Annotated in this window: 17 protein-coding genes and 1 pseudogene; 5 read left to right on the top strand and 13 right to left on the bottom strand. The window is 65.5% G+C overall.

Annotated features, from left to right (window positions below):
- Positions 1-250 precede the first annotated feature (250 nt).
- The 4 genes from rlmB to RMO40_RS02105 are packed head-to-tail and all read right to left on the bottom strand — an operon-like array spanning position 251 to position 5,371.
- Entirely contained in the window at positions 251-985 is a 735-nt protein-coding gene (gene rlmB / locus RMO40_RS02090; protein ID WP_309715590.1) for a 23S rRNA (guanosine(2251)-2'-O)-methyltransferase RlmB, read from the bottom strand.
- Positions 986-1,010: 25 nt separating this feature from the next.
- Entirely contained in the window at positions 1,011-1,373 is a 363-nt protein-coding gene (locus RMO40_RS02095) for a response regulator (protein WP_309715593.1), read from the bottom strand.
- 13 nt (positions 1,374-1,386) lie between these two features.
- Positions 1,387-2,532, bottom strand: a complete 1,146-nt coding sequence (locus tag RMO40_RS02100; RefSeq protein WP_309715596.1) for an ATP-binding protein — start codon at positions 2,530-2,532, stop codon at positions 1,387-1,389.
- Between the two features lie 22 nt (positions 2,533-2,554).
- The gene (locus RMO40_RS02105; protein WP_309715599.1) at positions 2,555-5,371 is read right to left on the bottom strand and encodes a response regulator; all 2,817 of its coding nucleotides are present in this window, start codon (positions 5,369-5,371) and stop codon (positions 2,555-2,557) included.
- Between the two features lie 190 nt (positions 5,372-5,561).
- Here RMO40_RS02105 and RMO40_RS02110 point away from each other — a divergent pair, with 190 nt between their 5' ends.
- Positions 5,562-6,806, top strand: a complete 1,245-nt coding sequence (locus tag RMO40_RS02110; protein WP_309715603.1) for a glycerophosphodiester phosphodiesterase family protein — start codon at positions 5,562-5,564, stop codon at positions 6,804-6,806.
- A 15-nt stretch (positions 6,807-6,821) separates the two neighbouring features.
- On the opposite strand, the gene RMO40_RS02115 is transcribed toward RMO40_RS02110, so the two are convergent.
- Both RMO40_RS02115 and dsbD read right to left on the bottom strand, forming a co-directional pair.
- Positions 6,822-7,532, bottom strand: coding sequence for a heparan-alpha-glucosaminide N-acetyltransferase domain-containing protein (locus RMO40_RS02115; RefSeq protein ID WP_309715605.1), 711 nt, complete (start codon positions 7,530-7,532; stop codon positions 6,822-6,824).
- Positions 7,529-9,424, bottom strand: coding sequence for a protein-disulfide reductase DsbD (gene dsbD / locus RMO40_RS02120; protein WP_309715608.1), 1,896 nt, complete (start codon positions 9,422-9,424; stop codon positions 7,529-7,531). Before dsbD ends, RMO40_RS02115 begins: the two co-directional genes overlap by 4 nt.
- Before the next feature lie 177 nt (positions 9,425-9,601).
- On the opposite strand from dsbD, the gene RMO40_RS02125 reads away from it, so the two are divergent.
- The gene (locus RMO40_RS02125; RefSeq protein ID WP_309715612.1) at positions 9,602-10,024 is read left to right on the top strand and encodes a cupin domain-containing protein; all 423 of its coding nucleotides are present in this window, start codon (positions 9,602-9,604) and stop codon (positions 10,022-10,024) included.
- A 148-nt stretch (positions 10,025-10,172) separates the two neighbouring features.
- Here the strand turns inward: RMO40_RS02125 and RMO40_RS02130 are convergent, their stop codons facing one another.
- The gene (locus RMO40_RS02130) at positions 10,173-10,928 is read right to left on the bottom strand and encodes a glutathione S-transferase family protein (RefSeq protein WP_309715615.1); all 756 of its coding nucleotides are present in this window, start codon (positions 10,926-10,928) and stop codon (positions 10,173-10,175) included.
- 133 nt (positions 10,929-11,061) lie between these two features.
- Between RMO40_RS02130 and RMO40_RS02135 the strand changes: the two genes are divergently transcribed.
- Positions 11,062-12,291 carry a polyhydroxyalkanoate depolymerase gene (locus RMO40_RS02135; protein ID WP_309715618.1) on the top strand — a complete coding sequence of 410 codons (1,230 nt, stop codon included), beginning with the start codon at positions 11,062-11,064 and terminating at the stop codon, positions 12,289-12,291.
- 12 nt (positions 12,292-12,303) lie between these two features.
- On the opposite strand, the gene RMO40_RS02140 is transcribed toward RMO40_RS02135, so the two are convergent.
- Positions 12,304-13,017, bottom strand: a complete 714-nt coding sequence (locus RMO40_RS02140; RefSeq protein WP_309715620.1) for a DAPG hydrolase family protein — start codon at positions 13,015-13,017, stop codon at positions 12,304-12,306.
- Between the two features lie 102 nt (positions 13,018-13,119).
- Here RMO40_RS02140 and RMO40_RS02145 point away from each other — a divergent pair, with 102 nt between their 5' ends.
- Positions 13,120-13,758 carry a TetR family transcriptional regulator gene (locus tag RMO40_RS02145; RefSeq protein WP_309715622.1) on the top strand — a complete coding sequence of 213 codons (639 nt, stop codon included), beginning with the start codon at positions 13,120-13,122 and terminating at the stop codon, positions 13,756-13,758.
- Between the two features lie 68 nt (positions 13,759-13,826).
- On the opposite strand, the pseudogene RMO40_RS02150 reads toward RMO40_RS02145, so the two are convergent.
- The 4 genes and pseudogenes from RMO40_RS02150 to RMO40_RS02165 form a co-directional block, all read right to left on the bottom strand.
- Positions 13,827-14,843: pseudogene (locus RMO40_RS02150) on the bottom strand (TRAP transporter substrate-binding protein).
- A 44-nt stretch (positions 14,844-14,887) separates the two neighbouring features.
- The gene (locus RMO40_RS02155) at positions 14,888-16,177 is read right to left on the bottom strand and encodes a TRAP transporter large permease subunit (RefSeq protein ID WP_309715625.1); all 1,290 of its coding nucleotides are present in this window, start codon (positions 16,175-16,177) and stop codon (positions 14,888-14,890) included.
- The gene (locus tag RMO40_RS02160) at positions 16,177-16,677 is read right to left on the bottom strand and encodes a TRAP transporter small permease subunit (RefSeq protein ID WP_309715629.1); all 501 of its coding nucleotides are present in this window, start codon (positions 16,675-16,677) and stop codon (positions 16,177-16,179) included. Before RMO40_RS02160 ends, RMO40_RS02155 begins: the two co-directional genes overlap by 1 nt.
- Entirely contained in the window at positions 16,674-17,189 is a 516-nt protein-coding gene (locus tag RMO40_RS02165; protein WP_309715632.1) for a gluconokinase, GntK/IdnK-type, read from the bottom strand. The genes RMO40_RS02160 and RMO40_RS02165 overlap by 4 nt, the downstream gene beginning before the upstream one ends.
- A 187-nt stretch (positions 17,190-17,376) precedes the next feature.
- Here RMO40_RS02165 and gntR point away from each other — a divergent pair, with 187 nt between their 5' ends.
- Complete coding sequence (gntR, locus tag RMO40_RS02170) at positions 17,377-18,399, top strand: HTH-type transcriptional regulator GntR (protein WP_309715636.1); 1,023 nt, start codon at positions 17,377-17,379, stop codon at positions 18,397-18,399.
- A gap of 1 nt (position 18,400) precedes the next feature.
- Here the strand turns inward: gntR and RMO40_RS02175 are convergent.
- On the bottom strand, positions 18,401-20,153 hold a 1,753-nt coding region (locus RMO40_RS02175; protein ID WP_309715638.1), incomplete at its 5' end, for an efflux RND transporter permease subunit.

Consider the following 20,153-nt stretch of genomic DNA (forward strand, 5'->3'; position numbering starts at 1 on the left):
CCTCGATCGTCTCGCCCGTGCTGTCCTTGAGCAGATCGACGAGCTCGGCGCGTCTGGCGTCGATCTCCTCGTTAAGTGCCGCCATTTTCGCGTCGCGTTCTTCGGTGGTCATGGTCGATACTCGCGGTTGGTTGATCGGCAGGGAAGTAAAGTACAGCGACGCGATGCTTGCTCAAAGCGGATGGCACAAGCCTTCGCGACCTTTGCGTCTTCCCTTTGCGCCCTTTGCGTCAACGCCCTTGATCTTTGTTCACCCACCTCGCTGACGCAATGCTTCATACAAACACACGCCCGATGCCACAGACACGTTCAAGCTCTCCACCGCCCCTTTCATCGGCAAGCGCACCAGCTCGTCGCAGGTCTTGCTGGTGAGCTGGCGCATGCCGCTGCCTTCGGCGCCGAGCACGAGCGCCACCGGGCCGCTGAGGTCGAGGTCGTAGAGCGATTTCTGCGCGTCGTCGGAGGTGCCGATGATGCGGATGTCGCGCTCCTTCAGCTCGTTGAGCGTTCGCGCGAGGTTGGTCACCATGAAGTACGGCACGGTGTCGGCCGCGCCGCTGGCGACCTTGGCCACGGTGGCGTTGACACCGACCGCGTGGTCCTTCGGTGCGATGACGGCATGCGCGCCCGCGCCGTCGGCCACCCGCAGGCACGCGCCGAGGTTGTGCGGGTCGGTGATGCCGTCGAGCACCAGCAGCAGCGGCGGGCCGTCAACCGCGTCGAGCGTGTCGTCGAGCGAGTGGCTCATGGCCACCGCCTCGACCCGCGCCACCACACCCTGGTGGCGGTGGGTGCCGCACATCTTGTGCAGGCGGTCGTCGTCGCTGTCGACCAGCTTGGCGCCGGCCTCGCGGGCGCGCTCGACGAACTGCTTCATGCGCTGGTCGCGCCGGGTGGCGTCGACGTGCAACTCGATGATGGACTTGGGTGCGGTTTTCATCCGCACCGTGATGGCATGAAAGCCGAAAAGAATCTTGTTGCTCATGCCCGGATGGTAGCCCGCTGCACCCTCAACTCAGCGCTCGATCCACCGCCGAGATCAGCTCGTTGTAGTGGTACGGCTTGGCCAGGTAAGCATCACACCCCGCCGCGAGGATGCGCTCGGCGTCGCCCTTCATTGCCAGTGCGGTGAGCGCGACCACCTTGACGTGCGCGGTCATGGGGTCGGCCTTCAGCAAACGCGTGGCAGACAAGCCGTCCATGCCGGGCATCTGCACGTCCATCAAGATCAGGTCGGGCTGCTGCTCGCGCGCCAGGGCAAGACCCGCTTCGCCATTGCCGGCCAGCAACACCGCGTGACCCGCGCGCTGCAGCACCAGCTGCGCCAGCTTGAGGTTTTGCGGGTTGTCTTCAACGACGAGGATGGTGGCCATGGAGGCGCGCCCTTCAAACGGTGGCTGTGGCCAGGCTCGACACCTGGCCCAGGGTGAAGAAAAAACAGGCCCCCTGCCCCGGCGCCGACTCGACCCAGATGCGCCCCCCGTGTTTTTCGAGCACCCGCTCGACGATGGCCAGGCCCACGCCATTGCCCTTGAACGCCGAGTCGGGGTGAAACCGCTGGAACGGGCGAAACAGGCGCTCGCCCGCCGCACGCGCATCGAAGCCCGCGCCGTTGTCGCGCACATAGAACACCGCCCCCTCGGCTCGCTCGACCTGCCCGAACTCGACCCGGGGCCGGGCCACACCGGCGCTGTACTTCCAGGCATTCGACAACAGGTTGGACAAGGCCACACGCAGCAAACGGGCGTCGCCCTGCGCATGCAGACCCGCTTGCACCTGGCTCTCGGCATGGGCCAGAGGCTTCGTGGCGGCGAGCTCTTCGAGCAGCGCCAGCGCCATGTGTGACAAGTCGACCGGCTGCACCTGCATTTCAGCCCGCGTCATGTTGGCCAGCAGCAGCATGTCTTCGATCAGGCTGTTCATGCGCTGGGCGGCCGTCTGGATGTGGCCCACGTATTCGCGTGCCTTGGTGCTCAACTCGCCGGCGTGGCCCCGTTGTAGCAGGTCGGCAAAACCCGCCACCTGACCGAGCGGCGTGCGCAGGTCGTGCGACACCGAGTAGCTGAAGCCTTCCATCTCCGAATGCACCGTGCGCAACTCGCGGTAGGCCTTCTCGACCACCTGCGCGTGTTGCTGCGCCTCCAGGCGCATGCGGTGCAGGCGGATGAACACGGCCGCCTTGGCACGAAGGATCTCGGGCACCACGGGTGAGAGGATGTAGTCGACGGCACCCAGCCGGTAGCCGCGGTAGGTGTCGCTCTCGTGCACATACATCGCCGACACGAACACGATGGGGGCGTCCATGCCTTCGTGTTTGTCGCGGATCGCCTGCGCCACGTCGAAGCCGCTCATGCCGGAGAGGTGCACGTCGAGCAGGATCATCGCGTAGTGCCGCTCGTCGCAGCGCGCGAGCGCCTCTTCGCCAGAGGCCGCGCTGTAGATCTCGGCCCCCAGGTCGTTGAGCGACGCCTGGTACAGCCGCCGGTTGGCCGCGTTGTCGTCGACGATGAGGATGGCGGGGCTGGTTTGCATGCGGCGTTCTGGGTTCGTCAGTTCATGAGTGGGCTTGCGCCTTGGGCTGGCGCTGCCGCGCCAGGGCACGCTTCACTTCAGCCAACAAGCTCAGCGAGTGGAAGTTGGTTTTTTCCATCACCTGCTGGACCTTGCCGCTGAGCTGGGCGCGGTCGTCCCGGGAGAGCAGCTTGGCGGTGAGCACAATGATCGGGATGCCCGCGGTATCGGGGTGGCCACGCAGCCCTTGCACCACGTCGAAGCCCGAGACCTGCGGCATCATCAGGTCGAGCACGATGAGCGCCGGGGGGTCGCTGCGCACCAGGTCGAGCGCTTCTTGCCCGCCATACGCGCCCATCGGCGTGTAGCCGGCCACCTGCAGGTGCTTGCTGACCAGGGCGACGGCCTTGGGGTCGTCGTCGACCACCAGCACGCGCGCGTCGGTGGGCGGCTCGTCGAGCCCGGCCGCCGCCAGCGCGGCCAGCAACTCGGCCTGCGTCACCGGCTTCACCAGCACCTGCGCCGCACCGAGCGCAAAGCCGCGCTGCGCCTCGTCGGTGATGGAGACGATGACCACCGGGATGTGGCTGGTGTCGGCGCGGTCTTTCAGGTGGGCAAGCATGTCCCAGCCGTCCATGCCGGGCAGGATGATGTCGAGCACCAGCGCCGCGGGCCGCAGCTCGGCAGCGCGCACCAGGCCGTCTTCGGCATTGCGCGCGAACTCGACGCGGTAGCCCTGCGATTGCAGTTGCAGGCGCATCAGGTTGGCTGCGCGCGGGTCGTCTTCGACCACCAGCACCAAGGGCCCCGCGCCTTGCACCGCACCGTTGTGAGCCGGCGTGTTCGCCACCAGCGGGGGCTGGACCATGGCCACATCGTCGGCCACCTCGCGCCACGGCAACCACACGGTGAAGACCGAGCCGCTGCCTTCGCGGCTGTGCACCATCAGGCCACCCTCGTGCAACTCGGCCAGGCGCTTGACCATGGTCAGGCCGAGGCCAGTGCCGGCATATTGGCGCGACAGAGACGAGTCGATCTGCACGAAGGCCTGGAACAGCCGCTGCAGGTTGTCGGGCGAGATGCCGATGCCGCTGTCGCTCACACGGATCTCGAGGTAGTGCTCGCAACCCGTCTCGGCCGGCGGGAACACGCGCGTGTCGGGCGTGGCCCGAACCGCTCTCACCTGCTCGGCGCCGACACGCTCGAACGACAGGCCCACACTGCCGCCCTCAGGGGTGAATTTGACCGCGTTGGACACCAGGTTGTAGACGATCTGCTTGGCCTTGCGCAGGTCGATGCGCAGGCGGCCGAGCCCGGGCGGGCACACGCTGGTGAAGCGCACACGGGCCGAAGACGCGCGCTCGCGCAGCACCGACATCGCGCTCGTGGCCAGCTGCGACGGCTCGCCCGCTTCCAGCTCGAGCGGCACGTGGCCGGCCTCGACTTTCGAGAGGTCGAGAATGTCATTGATGAGCGACAACAGGTGCTTGCCGCTGGAATGAATGTCGCCCACGTATTCGAGCTGCTCGGCGGCGAGCGGCCCGGTCAGCCCGTCTTTCATGATCTCGGAGAAGCCGATGATCGCGTTCAAGGGCGTGCGCAGCTCGTGCGACATGTTGGCCAGGAACTCGCTCTTCATGCGGTTGGCACGCTCCAGCTCGGCGTTCTTGCGCTGGATGTCTTCACCGCGGCTGCGCAGCTGCTCGGCCAGCAGGGCCAGCTCTTCGAGCTGACCCAGGTTGTGCAAGGCCACCGCGAGCTGCGCGCACAACCGGTTCACGAATTCGCGGTCACGCTCTCCCAGGTGCGCGCTCGCGGCGAGGGCCAGCACGCCCAGCAGGCGGCCCTGGTGCTGCACCGGGCACATCAAGACCGCTGCGGGGTGCAGGGTGGCCAGCCCGGTCTCGATGCGCAGGCCGGTGCTGGCGTCGAAGCCTTCGATGTAGACCGGCCGACCGTCGCGCGCTGCTGCGCCGATGGCGCCTTCGTCCATGCGCAAGCTGGTCTTGATGTCGCCCGGCGCACCGTGCGACGCCACCAGGCGCAAGGCGCCGCCCCACTCTTCATGCATGTAGAACGCACTGACGGGAAACAGCGGGTTCTGGGCCAGCAGCGCCAAGCTGCCGTCGAGCACCGCCTCGCGCTTGTTTTCGGCGTTGTAGAGCGTGAGCGCGTCGGCGTGGCTGGCGTCGTACGCGCGCTCTTCGGCCACCTGCACCTCGGCCTTCTCACGCGCGTGCAAGTCGCGGTACATGCGCCAGAAAATGGTGGGTAGCAAGAACAGCAGCAAAGTGACAAACACCCCGAAGATGACGGTCGTGGCGCGTGCCCGATCCCGTTCGGTGGATTCCCGTAGCGCGAGCAGGCGGTCTTCTTCGACACCCATCGCATCGATCAGCGGTCTGATGCTGCTGAGCACCTGCGCGCCGAGCTCGATGCGTTGCTCGGGCGAGTAGTCGGTGCCGTTGATGATCAGCGCTTCGCTCTGGCGGTAGAGCTGCTGCCGCACCTCCAGCTCGCGGCGCAGGTCGCGCAGCCGTGCGGTCTGCTCGGGGTTGTCGGCTGAAAGCCGCGACAGCTCGGCCAGCCCCATGGCCAGCGACTCCACGGCCACGTTGCGTTCACTGCGGTACAGCGTGTTGCGTGTGGCCAGAAAGGCCCGCTGGCCGGCCTCGGCCCGGTACAGGCTCGACTCGAGCTGGTTGATGACGCTCTTGACCTGGTGCGTCTGGCTCACGTAGGCCGCCGCCGCCACGGTCTGCTGCGCGAAGTTCCAGGCAAAACCCGCCAGCACGATGACGACAACCGCGGCTGCCAGCATGCCGACCATGGCAAATTGTTGAGTCGACAGTCTTCTCATCGAGTCTCCCTGAAGGCCGCACCGTACCGCCCGGCTTCGATCGCTTCAACTGACACATGTGTCAGGGCGCGTCGCCAACAAGGTCAATCGGTGCCGCAACAGTGCAGGCTGCGTAGCATGCGCCGTTTCACGCCGATGTCATCAGCTATCTCTAAGGTCTGACAGTTTCAACACCTCGAGGAGGATGATCATGAAAGACTGGAAAAGAGCGCGTGCCGCACAACTGGCCCTGGTCCTCGCCGCGGCCTGCGCGGCCTGCGCCCAGCCCGCCGCAGCCGAGCCTGCCTCCCACCGCCATGGCACAGCCGCGCCGCTGGTGATCGGCCATCGCGGGGGCGCCAACGGCTACCTGCCCGAGCACACGCTCGAAGCCTATGCGCTGGGCATCCAGCTCGGGGCCGACTTCGTGGAGCCCGACCTGGTGGCGACCAAAGACGGCCACCTGATCGCCCGCCACGAGCCCAACCTGGTGGACACCACCAATGTGAAAGACCTGCCGCAGTTCGCCCAGCGCCGCCGCAAGCTGATGCTCGACGGCGTGGAGGTCGACGGTTTCTGGGCCAGCGACTTCACCCTGGCCGAGATCAAGCAACTGCGCGCCGTGCAGCCGTTTGCCGAGCGTGATGCCTCGTTCAACGGCAAGTTCCAGATCCCCACGCTGGCCGAGGTGATCGAGCTGGTGAAACGCAAGTCGCGCGAAGAAGGCCGCCGCATCGGCATCTACCCCGAGACCAAGCACCCGACCTTCCACCAGCAGATCGGGCTGCCGCTCGAAGACCGCTTGCTGGACGTGTTGAACAGGGCCGGCTGGAACCACCGCAACGCGCCGGTGTTCATCCAGTCGTTCGAGACGGCCAACCTCAAGTACCTGCGCTCACGCACCAGCGTGCGCCTGGTGCAGCTGGTCGATGCCGACGACGTGAACGCCGATGGCTCCCTCGCCTTCAACAAACCCTATGACAAGCCCTACGACTGGGTGGTGTCGGGCCGCGCCGGGCTGTTCAAGGACCTGCTCACGCCCGCCGGCCTCGCCGAAGTGCGCAGCTATGCCGACGGCATCGGCCCCTGGAAGGTCTACCTGATCAGCAGCGCCTGCAAGACGATCGTGAACAACGCCTGCGCCGACACCAATGGCGACGGCCTCATCGACGAGCGCGACCGCAAGCTGCTGCCCGCCACCGACGTGGTGACCAACGCCCACAAGCTGGGCCTAGTGGTGCACCCCTACACCTTCCGCAACGAGCAGCGCCGCCTCGCGAGCGACTACCAGGGCAATGCGGTGAATGAATACCTGGCGTTTTACGCACTCGGCGTCGACGGCTTGTTCAGCGACTTTGCCGACACCGCCTTTGCCGCACGGGCCATGCACCTGCTCAAGACCGACCCGGGCTACGCACGCTGCCTGGTGAACGAACGGCGCTGCGACCGCGATTGAGCGCGGTGATCGGGCTCACTGCAAGCTGCGCACCGCCAGCAAGAGCCCGATCAGCACCGGCTGGTGCAGCATGTAGAAGCTCAGCGACCAGCGCCCGAGCGTGGCCAGCGGCGCAAGCTGCGCAGGCAGCGCGCCGGTGACCCACTCGCGCCGGTTCTTGAGCACCCATTGGCCGGCCGCGAGGCCCCACCACATCACGCCAATCCAGGGCAGCAGCGGTGCGTAGTCTTCGGTGACGGGCTTGCGGGTGATGAGGCCGACCCAGTTGGTGAGCCGGGTGTCGAAGAAACTGCTTTGCACCAGGTGCGGCAGCGCAATCGCCACCAGCCCCATCAACCACAGCCACGGCCCCGCACCGGCGGTGAGCCGCGTGATGATGAGCATGAGCGCAATGCCGTGCAGCACGCCGAAGCTGATGAAGCTGCTCGGGAACATCAGGTACGAGCCGGCCGTGACCAGCAGCGCACAACCCGCCACCTGCGCCCAGCGCCGCCAGAAGCGCGGCCAGCTCTGGCCCTGCTCCCAGGCGATGGCCTGGCCGAAGCCGGCGCAAAACAGAAACAGGCTGACGATCACCGAGCGTTGCACCGTCCAGAACGGGTCGCGGTAGAAGTCTTGCTGGACGAACTTGAAGTAGTTGAGGTCGAAGCAGAAATGAAACGCCGCCATCCACAGGATGGCGACCGCGCGCAGGGCGTCGAGGCGGTCGAAGCGGGTGGGTGTCAAGGCTGAACGCGGTCGAGGTGCGCACTGAAGGTGCGCGCGTCCTGGAAGCCGATCACGCGTGAGCCCGGCAACTCGCCGCCAGCTGGCGCAAAAAATAGCATTGCCGGCGGGCCGAACAAGGTGTACTTGCGCAGCAGCGCCTTGTCGTTCTCGTTGTTGGCCGTCACGTCGACGCGCAGCAGGGTGAGGCCCGCCATCTTCTGGCGCACGGCCGCGTCGGTGAAGGTGAACTTCTCGAACTCCTTGCAGGCCACGCACCAGTCGGCATAAAAGTCGAGCATCACCGGGCGCGACGAGGTGCGCACCACGTCGTCGAGCTCGGCGAGGCTGGCGATGGCTTGAAACTTGAGCTCGGGGCCGGCTGCATGCTGTGGTGCCGATCCCAGGTGGGCCAGCGGGCGCGCGAGGTCGCGGCCACCCGAGGCTGCACCGACCACCTGCGCCACGGCAAACACACCCAGCAGCAGGCCCAGGCCCTTGGCCACCCTGCGCAGAGGCTGGGCCGGCTTGGGCATTGCCTTGAAAGCGCCCAGGCAAAACGCGGCCACCACCAAGAGCCCGGCAGTGAGCAGCATCACGACGGGCATTGGCAGCACCGGCGCCACCATCCACACGGCCACGCCGAGCAGCATCACGCCGAAGCCATGCTTCACATGCGTCATCCAGCCACCGGCACGTGGCAGCAGCGCACCCGCCGACAAGCCCAACAGCAAAAGCGGCACGCTCATGCCCACCGCCATCGAGAACAGCGCGGTGCCACCCAGCATCACGTCGCGCGTCTGGCTGATGTAGACCAGCGCGCCGGCCAGGGGCGCGGCCACGCAGGGGCCGACGATCAGCGACGAGATGCCGCCCATCGCGAACACGCCCAGGTGTTGCCCGCCCTTGAAACCTTGTGAGGCCTGGGCCAGCCTGTTTTGCAGGCTCGCGGGCATCTGCAACTCGTACACCCCGAACATCGAGAGCGAGAAGATCGCGAGCACCAGGGCAAATCCACCCAGCACCCAGACGTTTTGCAGTGCGGCGCCAAGCCCTTCACCCGCCAGCGCCGAGGCCACGCCAAACGCGGTGTAAACCAGGGCCATGCCCAGCGAGTAGGCCACCGCCAACGAAAAGCCACGCGCCTTGGACACCGGCCCGCCCCGCCCCACGATGATCGACGAGAGGATGGGCATCATCGGCAGCACACAGGGCGTGAACGCCAACCCCAGCCCCAGCAGCATGAACAGGCCGATCACGAGCGCCGTGTTGCCCGACTTCAAGGCCTTCGACACCTCGCCCGCGTCTTCGGGGCTGGCCGCCGCGCCGACCTGCGGTGCAGCGCTCGACATCGCCGCCGACAGGCCGGATGACAGGTTGGCCGCGATCAAGGCAGTCGGCGACCAATCAGCGGCCTGGGCTTCGCTCAACAGGGTGAACCGAGGGGTGCCCCCTGGCCCTTGGCCCGGCTCGACCTGGAAGGCGCGTGTCTGCGGCGAGTAACAAAGCCCCTTGTCGGCACAGCCCTGGTTGCCCACGCTGAGCTTGAAGGGGCCGGAGGGCGCTTCTTTCAACACGGCCACCAGGGTGACGGCATCACGGAAGTATTCGACGTCTTTTTCGAAGGTCTCGTCGTATTTGATCTTGCCCTTGGGCACCCGCAGTTCGGCGAGCTTCAGCCCAGCGGGGGCGACCTGCGCGTTCAGCCTCTCGTGGTAGAGGTAGTAGCCCGGCGCGATGTCGAAGCGCACTTCAATGTGGGTGGCGTCGAGCGCGCGGGCCGAGAGGCGAAACGCCTTGTCAGGGTCCAGGTATTCGTCGGCCGCGTGGGCGCTCGTGGCGGCGAGCAACAGGCTCGCCAGCGCAGGCAAGACGGCCTGCAGTGCATGTTTGAAAAAACTCCAGCAACTCATGTCTGTCTCTCAGTGATCGCAACCCGCATTCTGCGACCGAAAAATTACGCCAAGATTCCGGACGCCAGCCCCGAGTAACGGGGAGAAACGGCCATAGATCACCGTTTGAGCCCAAACGCGTCAGATGGAACGCTTCATGCATGACCCGACAGCATGTTGCGACTCGGGAGAATGCGCATGTTGGACACCACCACCACCCAGTTTTCGCATGTGAAACCAGAAGACACAGGCTGGCGCAGTGACGGCCTGCGAGATTTTTTCTTGTACAAGGACCTGGGAGTGGCCGACGCCACCGCGGGCAAGGTGATTGCTCATCTGGTCAAAGCCAACATGGCACCCCAAAAGGGCACCGGTTGGCACCGCCATGAGGCAGATTTCCAGATCGTGATCATGACCAAGGGCTGGGCCAAGTTCATGTACGGCGACAAGGAGACGCTCGTTTCCGCCGGAGACTGCGTGCACCAGCGCCCGGGGATCGTGCACTACCTCTTCGACTACTCACCCGACATGGAGTACCTGGAGATCGTGAGCCCGGCTGATTTCAAGACGGTGGACATGCCGGCGCCTTGCGACGTGCCGCCGTTCACGCCCTGGAAGTAACGTTGGGAGGGCGTCACAGGGGCGCCGTTTCTTCACCGCAAAGACGCCAAGAACGCAAAGGTCGCAAAGGAAAGACAAGTTTTGTTGTCTTGGCGAACTTGGCGACCTTTGCATCTTTGCGGTGAAAAGGCCGCGCCCGAGCAGTGCCTCAAAAATCCATGTCGAGCTCTTCGATGTCGTCCGGCTCCCTCTTTGCCGCCGCCACCCACTCCTTCATCTCCGGCATCGCCATGATGGTCTGGCAGTACTGGATGCAGGGTTTGTTGAGCTTCACGTCATAGGTCAGAAAGCGCGTGCACACCGGTGCGTACATCGCGTCGGCCATGCTGCGCTGCTTGCCGAAGAGGAAGGGCCCGCCATAGGTGGCCAGGCACTCCGTCCAGATCTCGACGATGCGGTCGATGTCAGGCTGGGCACCGGCCCAGATCTTGTAGCCCGGGTGATGGGCCTTCAGGTTCATCGGCAACGAGGCCCGCAGGTTGGCAAAGCCCGAATTCATCTCGCCGCTGACCGAGCGGCAGTGCGCCCGGGCGATGCGATCCTTCGGCATCATGCCGGCGTCGGGCTTGATCTCGTCAAGGTACTGCGCAATCGCCAGCGTGTTCCAGACCTTGGCGCCCTCGTGCATGAGGCACGGCACGCGGATCGACGGGGCCAGCAGCAGCAGTTCCTTGCGGAAGTCGGCATCGTCGGGCGAGACCATCACTTCTTCGAACTCCAGGCCCGCGAACTTGGCCATCAACCAGCCGCGCAAGGACCACGACGAGTAGTTCTTGCTGGACAGGCTCAAGGTGGCAACGGGCTTGCGCGCTGCCTTGGTGACCGGTGCGGACTTGGCGGCGGCCTTCTTGGGAGCGGCTTTGGTGGCCGTCTTGGCGGGGGCCTTGGTGGCGACGTGCGGCATGGGCGGTGTCTCCTGGGTGGCGGTTGTACCCCGTGACTTGCAAGGCGTGTGCCATCACAGTGCACGCCAGTGCAGTTCTGCTGGCGCGCAAGTTGCAACTCCACACGCATCAAAACGCGCCGGAGACTCCACGATGTACCAGGCCTACCAAGCCCATGCCGATTTGATGTGGCCGCTGCGAACCCTGGCCAAGACGAGCCTGCCCATGCTCAGGGACGCCAGCTTCGGCTGGGCCGGCCTGGATCCCACCCGCAAGCTGGCCGCCGCCTGCGAGGTGCTCAAGCTCGGCGAAGTCACCCACAAGCGCCCGCCCTTCGCCATCGAGAGCGTCATGTTGAAGGGCGAGGCCATCCCGGTCACCGAAGAAGCCACCCACGTCACACCCTTCGCCACCCTGCTCCACTTCAAGAAAGAATTCAGCCCGGCCATGCCCCAGCCCAAGGTACTGATCGTGGCGCCCATGTCGGGCCACTTCGCCACCCTGCTGCGCGACACGGTGCAGACCGTGCTGCCCGATCACGACGTCTACATCACCGACTGGCACAACGCACGCGACGTGCCGCTCAGCGCCGGCCGCTTCGGGCTTGATGAATACACCGAGCACCTGATCGAGTTCCTGGGCGTGATCGGCCCGGGCGCCCACATGATGGCCATCTGCCAGCCCTGCGTGTCGGCATTGAGTGCGGTGGCGCTGATGTCAGAAGACAACCACATCGCCACACCGGCCAGCCTCACGCTGATGGCCGGCCCGATCGACTGTCGCATCAGCCCGACCGAGGTCAACAAGCTCGCCATGACCAAGGGCATCGACTGGTTCGAGAAAAACCTGGTGAGCCAGGTGCCCTGGCGCTACCCCGGCGGTGGCCGCAAGGTCTACCCTGGCTTCATGCAGCTCACCGCCTTCATGGCGATGAACAAGGACCGGCACGTGACCGCCTTCAAGGAGTACTACGCCAACCTCGCCAACCCCGACGAAGAAAAGCTGCAAAAGGCCGAGCACACCCGCAAGTTCTACGAAGAGTATTTCGCGGTGGCCGATCTGCCGGCCGAGTTTTACCTGGAGACGGTGAGCCTGGTGTTCCAGGAGTACGCGCTGCCGCTCGGGCAGCTGAAGTTTCGCGGCCGTACCATCAACCCGGCGGCGATTCGCCGCACCGCGCTGCTGACGGTGGAAGGCGAGCGCGACGACATCTGCTCGACCGGCCAGACGCTCGCCGCGCAAGACCTCTGCAGCAGCCTGCGGCCCTACATGCGCACCCACTACGTGCAGGCCGGCGTGGGCCACTACGGTGTCTTCAGCGGGCGGCGCTGGAAGAGCCAGATCTACCCGGTGGTGCGGGATGTGATCCACGTGTCGCAGTAGTCGGGCGTCACGTCACTCGGACTGCCCTGTTTCCGCCAGGTACAGCGGTGGCAGGATTTGTTCGAACAGCCCCACTTCTTCAACGTTGTGGCGCAACCAAGCCATGCCGTGAGCGCGGTCGAAAGCGAAACACTGCACGAGCGGGGTCACCGCCCGTCGCCAGCCGCGGCGGGCACCCACGAGCAGGCGGTTTTCGTAGAGCGTGCCGGTGCTCACGCGAGTGAAGCGGTATTCCATGCGCACCAGCCCTGAGATGCCGCGCACCCGAGGGTTGTGGATGAAGCCCTCTTCATCGAGCTTTTCGATGTCTGTGACGGTGTCCACGTTGTAGGCCGGGTTCGCGCCGAGGTACTCCCTCAGGCGAATCGCTGCGCCGGGGCCGACCGAGCCGTCTGGTAGCCGCCGCGCGTAGCTCGCGTGCACATGGTCGTAGGGGTGCCAGGCGCGGTAGCGGTTGATCCGTTGCCCTGCTATGAGCACATCGCCTTCCAGGTGCGAGAACCACCACACCAGCATGCGCGGCGTGACACCTTTGACGATGTCGTGCCGTATCCAGTAGCTCAACCGCCCATCGGTGAGGCGCTCGGCGCCGCATTCGGCCGAACCCAGCGGCTTGAGCCCCCAGGGCAGCGTGACCGGCTCCGCTGGCAGGGCCCGGTTGGCCGGGTAGGCCGGAAAGTTGTAGCGCTGGGCAAGCCCCAGCATCATCGGCAAGCTCGTGTCCATGGCGTTTTCTCGGCGGGTGGCGGGCATCGGTCAACACTTCTGTATAGCCGTCACTGTACATAAATGTACTGCCACTGTAAAGCGCCTGCTATACACTTTGCCATGCCCTCACCGCCCACGCCTGAACCGCCACGCCGGGGCCCCGCGCCCACCAAGCACATCGATATCCTGTGGGCCGCCGTGCGGCTTTTCAGCGAGCGCGGGGTGGGGCAGACCAGCACGCGCGAAATTGCCGCTTTGGCCCAGACCACCGAGCGCACCCTGTTCAAGCACTTCGGCTCCAAAGACGCGCTGGTGCAGGCCGTGATTTCTGAAGCGGTGGTTCCGCACCTGGCTCCGACCTCGCTCGACGCACTGAGGCGTGCGATCAACGCGCACGGCGAAGATCTGGCGACCTGGCACCGTGCCTTGCTGAGCAGCCGCGCGCAGGCCATGGCCGCCGCGCCCGACATGACCCGCCTGCTCCTGGTGGAGCTGTTGCGAGACGAGGGCCTGCGCAAGCGCTTTGCCGACACCTGGGTCAGCGCAGTGTGGGAGCCACTGCGCGCGCTGCTGGCCAGGTTGCAGCGCGAAGGCCGCCTTCGCCGCGACCTGTCGGCCGACACGCTCGCGCGGGTGTTCTTGTCGATGAACCTGGGCTACCTGATCGGCCGACACGTGGTCGCAGCGCAAGCAGCTTGGGACGACGACGCCGAAATTGCCGCCATCGCCGATTTTTTCTCGCGCGGCGCGGCGCCTTAGCAGCACCGCGCGAGACCCTGAAAACCGCAGAGCCGCCCCGAGCTGGGCTGCTCAGGGTTGCCGGCCCTTCACTTCTTGCGCAGCTTGGCCAGCTCCGCCTGCGTCTCGTCCCACAGTTCCTTGCCCACGTTGGCCGAAATCGAGGTGTTGATCGCACTCAGCTTGTCACGCATGCGCCCGGCTTCAACTGCCGACAACTCGTTGATCTGCATGCCCTTGCCCTTCAAGTCGGCCAGCGCCTTGGCAGCTTCGTCGCGCGTGTCCTTGCGCTCGAAGTCGCGGCTCTTCACCGCAGCGTCTATCAGCACTTTTTTCTCGGCCGCCGAGAGGCCGTCCCAGAACTTCTTGCTGACCGTCACGATCCACGGGCTGTAGACGTGGTTGGTGACCGTGAGGTACTTCTGCACCTCGTAGAACTTGCTGCTGAGGATGGTGTTGAACGGGTTTTCCTGCCCATCGACCGCCTTGGTCTCCAGCGCGCTGAAGAGCTCGCTGAAGGGCAGCGGAATGGCGTTGGCGCCGAGCGTCTTGAAGCTGTCGAGGAAGACGGTGTTCTGCATCACGCGCAGTTTGATGCCGTCCATGTCTTCGAGCTTGGTCACCGCACGCTTGTTGTTGGTGAGGTTGCGAAAACCGTTTTCCCATTAGACCAAACCAACCAGGCCCTTCTCGTCGAGCTTGGCCTTGACCTTCTCGCCCACCGGGCCGTCGAGCACGGCGTCGGCCTCTTGCGCGCTGTTGAACAGGAAAGGCGTGTCCCACAGCGCCATCTCTTTCGTGATGCCGACCAGCGTGGCGGTCGAGCCGACCATCATCTCTTGTGCGCCGCCGATCAACGCCTGCTGCATCTGCACGTCAGAGCCCAGACTGGCCGCACCAAAGGCACGGATCTTCATCTTGCCGCCCGAGAGTTTGTCGACCTCGTCGGCAAACACCTTGGTGGCGCGCCCTTGGTTGGACACTTCGTTGAGGCCGTAGCCAAAGCGGATCAACCGCGGCTTGATGTCTTGCGCAAAAGCCGGGGCCAGTGCGCCAGTGGCCAGCGCAGCGACGGTGGCCAGGAGGGTGCGGCGTAGCAGTTTCATGGAGTGTCTCCTTGGGGTGTTGTGTGACAGAGCGAGGGGGGAAATCAGCGCATCCACGCCACAGGCGCGGTGACGATCTGGGGGAAAACAATGAACAGGACGAGGATCACGAGGTAGGTGACGAGGAAGGGGTTCACCCCTTTGATCACCTGCTCCAGGCGCAGCCGGCCGACGCCGGCCACCACGTTGAGCACCGTGCCCACGGGCGGCGTGATCAGGCCGATCGAGCCGTTGAGCACGAACATCAAGCCGAAGTACACCGGGTCGATGCCGGCCTTGGTGGCAATCGGCAACATCACCGGCGCAAAGATCAGGATGGTGGGCGTGAGGTCGAGCGCGGTGCCGATCACCACCAGCGCGACCATCATCACCGCCATCAGCACACGTGGGTTTTGCACCATCGGGCCGAGCCATTCGGTGAGCGTGGCCGGCAGGTCGGCCAGCGTGATCATGTAGCTGGCCACCTGCGCGCCAGCGCACAGGAACATCACCACCGACGTCGTCTTGGCCGAGCGCACCAGCACGCCATGCAGGTCGGCCAGCCGCATCTCGCGGTGGACGAAGAACGAGATGCACAGTGCATAAACCGCCGCCACCACAGCCGCTTCGGTCGGTGTAAAGAAGCCGGTCTTCATGCCGCCGATGATGATGACGGGCATCAGCAGCGCCCACACCGCGCGGCCAGTGGCGCGCAGGCGCTCGCGCATCGGCGCAGGCACGCCCGCGGGCAGGTCGATGTGGCGCAGCTGAAGCTTCCACGCCATCACCAGACCAAGCGCCATGATCAGTCCCGGCACGATGCCCGAGAGGAACAGCGACGAGATCGACGTGTTGGTCGTGACACCATAGATCACGAAGGCCATCGACGGCGGAATGATCGGCCCGATCACACCACCCGCCGCGATCAAGCCCGCAGCAGGTGCCACTGGGTAACCGTGCTGGCGCATCATCGGCAGCAGGATGGTGGCCATGGCGGCGGCGTCGGCCAACGCCGAGCCCGACATCGCCGACAGCATGACCGCGGCGCCGATGGTGACGAAGCCCAGGCCCCCGCGCACATGGCCCAGCCAGGCTTGCGCCATGCCGATGATGCGTTGGCTGATGCCACCGGTGTTCATCAGCTCGCCGGCGAGGATGAAAAACGGCACGGCGAGCAGCGGAAAACTGTCGATGCCCGCCACCAGGTTTTGCGCGAAGAGCTGCGTGTCCCAGAAGCCCAGCACCCAGGCCATCGAGGCGCCGGTCAGCACCAGCGAAAACGCGAGCGGCACGCCCAGGCCCATGAAGCCGAGCATGGCGACGATGAAGATGATGGCGACGAGGCCTTGGTTCATCACTCCACCTCGGCGTGATGGTCGAAGGCGATGGGTTTGCCGCGAACCAAGTCATACAAGGCCATGACACCAATGGCCGAAGCGCACAAGAAAGCGGGCAGCGGAAGGAAGGCCGCCGAATAGCCCATCACCACACTCTTGCTGCCCAGGCCCACCACCACCTGCTGCCACGCGCCCCACCCCACCAGCACACACGCCAGCAGGACCAGCGCGTGGATCACGCGGGTGAGCGCCTTCAACGCCATCGGTTTCGATTGCAGCGGGCGCAACAAGCTGGTGAACGCCATGTGCTCACCCAGCGGATAAGCCGCCGTGGCGCCGATGAACACCATCCACACGAACAGCAGGCGCGACAACTCTTCACTGGCCGCGATGCCGCTGCCAAAGCCGTAGCGCAACACCACATTGATGAACACGGCCAAGGCCATCACCGCGAGCGTCACGGCCATCGCGGTTTCGGCGAGTCGTTGCCCAACGCTGCGCGAAACGGGTTGGGTCATGCCGCACTCCTTGACGTCAACCAGTCGGCGATTTCTTGCGCGAGTTCGTCGCGCGCGCGCAGCGCATCGACGCACAACACACCGGCCTCACCGTGGGGCGGCTCCAGCGTGGCGAACTGGCTGTCGACCAGGCTGGGAGGAAACAGGTGCTCGCCGGCACGCGCCGCCACACGCTCCAGCGCATGGGGCTTGTCGATCTCCAGGAACACGAAGCGCAGGCCGACACTGCGGCTGCGCAGCAGGTCGCGGTAGCTGCGTTTGAGCGCCGAGCAGGCCAGCGCAAGCGGTGCGCCGTGGCGCTGATGCACCGCCAGCAGCTCGCTCAGCTGGGTCAGCCAGGCGGCACGGTCCAGGTCGTCGAGCGCAATGCCCTGGCTCATCTTGGCCTTGCTGGCATCCGAGTGGAAATCGTCGCCCTCGATCAGTCGCCAGCCCAGCCGGGCCGCCACCGAGCTCGCCGCACTCGACTTGCCGCAACCGGCCACACCCATAAAAACTGCAGACCGTGTCATGTCTTGGATAGCGCTATCTCAATCAGGCAAAAAACATGCGAATCAGCAGACCGGCCAGCGCCATCTCAAACTGTTTGATCACAGGAGAACTCGCTTTCACAGGCCTTGCAGCAATTCGCAAGATAGCGCTATCCTAGGCGCTCGAAATAGCCTCTCCCATGCGGGGTAACCCGTAAATCACGATCCGATGACCTCCACCCGACGCCCCCGCGCTACCGGCCGTGTGACCCTGGGCGACGTGGCCGCCGCCGCAGGCGTGAGCCCGATCACCGTCTCGCGCGCCCTGCGCGGCGAGCGCAGCGTGGCGGCCGAGCTGGTGGAGCGTGTGCGCACCGCCGCGCTGCAACTCGGCTATGTGCCCGACCCGGCCGCGCGCGCGCTCGCCTCTGCCCGCAGCTCGCACGTGGCGGTGCTGATCCCTCTGCTCACCAACACGCTCTTCGTCGACCTGCTCGAAGCCGTGCACCGCACGCTGCTGCCCGCCGGCTACCAGACGCTCATTGGCGTCACCCACTACGACCCGCTCGAAGAAGAGCTGCTGCTCAACAGCTACATGGCGCACCGCCCCGCGGGCCTGATCGTCACCGGATTCGACCGCACCGAGGCCAGCCGACGCCTCATCGCCGCGAGCCAGGTGCCGTGTGTGCATGTGATGGAAACCACCCGCGCCGAAGGTGTGCACAGCGTGGGCTTTTCGCAGGCCGAGGCGGGCCACGCGATCACGGCGCACTTGCTGGCACGCGGTCGCAAGCGCATCGCCTTTGTCGCGGCTCAGCTCGACCCGCGCGTGATGCAGCGCGCCGACGGCTACCGGCGTTGCCTGCGCGAGGCGGGGTGCTACGACCCCAAGCTGGAACTGCTGAACCCGGAGCGTTCTTCGCTCGGGCTTGGAGGCCAGCTGTTTGAGCAGATGCTGCGTGCGCACCCTGATGTGGATGCCATCTTCTTCTGCAACGACGACCTGGCTCAAGGTGGGCTGCTGGCCGCGCTGCGGCTGGGTGTGGCGGTGCCCGGGACCGTGGCGGTGGCGGGGTTCAATGATTTGAACGGCAGCGATCAGATGCTGCCGCCGCTGACGACGGTGCACACGCCGCGCACAGAGATTGGTGAGGCGGCTGCGCGGATGCTGCTCGCGCTGATGCGGCGCGAGCCACTGGTGCAGACCAGCGTCGACGTGGGCTACCAGTTGATCGTGCGTGGGAGCACCTGAGTCACTTGGCGATCAGATCCCCCGGCGCCAGCTGAGGCGCCACCTCGGCGATCAGCTTGGGCTTCTTCTCCCGCACCAAATACGAATACAACACCGGCACCACCACCAGCGTCAGCAGCGTCGAGGTGATGACCCCGCCGATGATGGCGCGCCCCATCGGCGCCTGGATCTCGCCGCCGTCGTTCAGCGCCAAGGCCAAAGGCAGCATGCCAAACACCATCGCCCCCGTGGTCATCAGAATCGGCCGCATGCGCGTCAAGCCGGCCTCCAGCACCGCGTCCGCCATGCTCGCGCCACGTTGCCGCGCATGGTTGGCAAAGTCGACCAACAAAATCGCGTTCTTGGTCACCAGGCCCATCAGCATCACCAGCCCGATCATCGAGAAGATGTTGAGCGTGGAGCCCCAGAACAACAAGGCCAGCATCACGCCGATGAGCGACAAAGGCAAGGACGCCATGATCGCCACCGGCTGCAGGAAGCTGCCGAACTGGCTGGCCAGCACGATGTAGATGAAGATCACCGCCAGCACCATCGCGCCCATCATGGCCGTCATGGCTTCGGCCTGCTCCTTGGTGTCGCCGCCCACGTCGAAGCTGTAGCCCGGCGGCAGGTTGGTTTCTTTCACCAGCTTCTGCACGTCGGCACCCACGTCACCCGAGGGCCGCCCCTGCACGCCGGCAAACACAGCCTCGCGGCGCTGCAGGTTCTGGCGGCGGATCACATCGGGGTTCACCACCGCCTCGATGGTGGCCACGCTCTCCAGCGTGATCGGCGTGCCGTCTCTCGCAAACGCCACCGGCAGCAGGCGCATCTGCTCGACTCGCTCGCGCTGTGCTTCGGGCAAACGCAGCAGCACCTGCACCTGCTCGCCGTCGGGCGTGGTCCAGTAGGTCGAGATATCGCCGTTGACATACGCGCGCAGCGAAGACGCCAGTTGCGGCGCCGTCAGGCCGAGCTCGCGCACGGCGCCCGGCCGCAGGCGAACCGCGTAGGCCGGCAAGCCTGGCTTGGCCGACAAGTCCACGTCGACGATGCCGGGTATCTTTTTCACCTTCTCGGCAAAGTCTTTGGCGATGCGCGTGAGCCCCTCGGGGTCGCTGCCCAAGATGGCCACGTAGATCGGCCGGTTGAAACCGACCGCCGACTCCACGCCCGGGATCTTGGCGATGGCCTCGCGGATCGCGTCTTCCACCTGCTTCTGCGAGCGCTTGCGCTGGCTGCGCTCGACCAGGCCGATGTTGAGCGTGGCCTGTGCGCGGCCCACGGCAAAGCCGTTGCCCTGCCCGCCCACGTTGGTCGACACCGTTTTCACCTCGGGGAAGGTGGCGACGATCTCCTCGACCTGGCGCACCTTCTCGTCACTGCGTGCAAGGCTTGAGCCGATGGGCATGCGCAGCGACAGTTGAGTGAAGCCCTGGTCGGTTTGCGGGATGAACTCCGAGCCCACCAGCGGCGTGAGCGCCAGTGCGCCCACGAAGCTCGCCACACCGATCCACAGAATCACCCCACGCGGTGACAGGACGCGCAGGTAGCGGCGATCCGAAAACGCCCAGCGGATGAGCTTTTCGTACAGCACGTGCATCACATCGAGCGCATGGTCGGTGCCCTGGATCAGCTGGCGGATGACCGGTAGGTTGCGCAGGCGTGTGCCCGGTGGGTCTTTCCACACCGCCGACAACATCGGGTCGAGCGTGAAGCTCACGAACAGCGAGATCAACACCGCCACCGTGACCGTCACGCCAAAGGGAAAGAAG

Source organism: Rhizobacter sp. (assembly GCF_031412075.1).
GTDB lineage: Bacteria > Pseudomonadota > Gammaproteobacteria > Burkholderiales > Burkholderiaceae_C > Rhizobacter.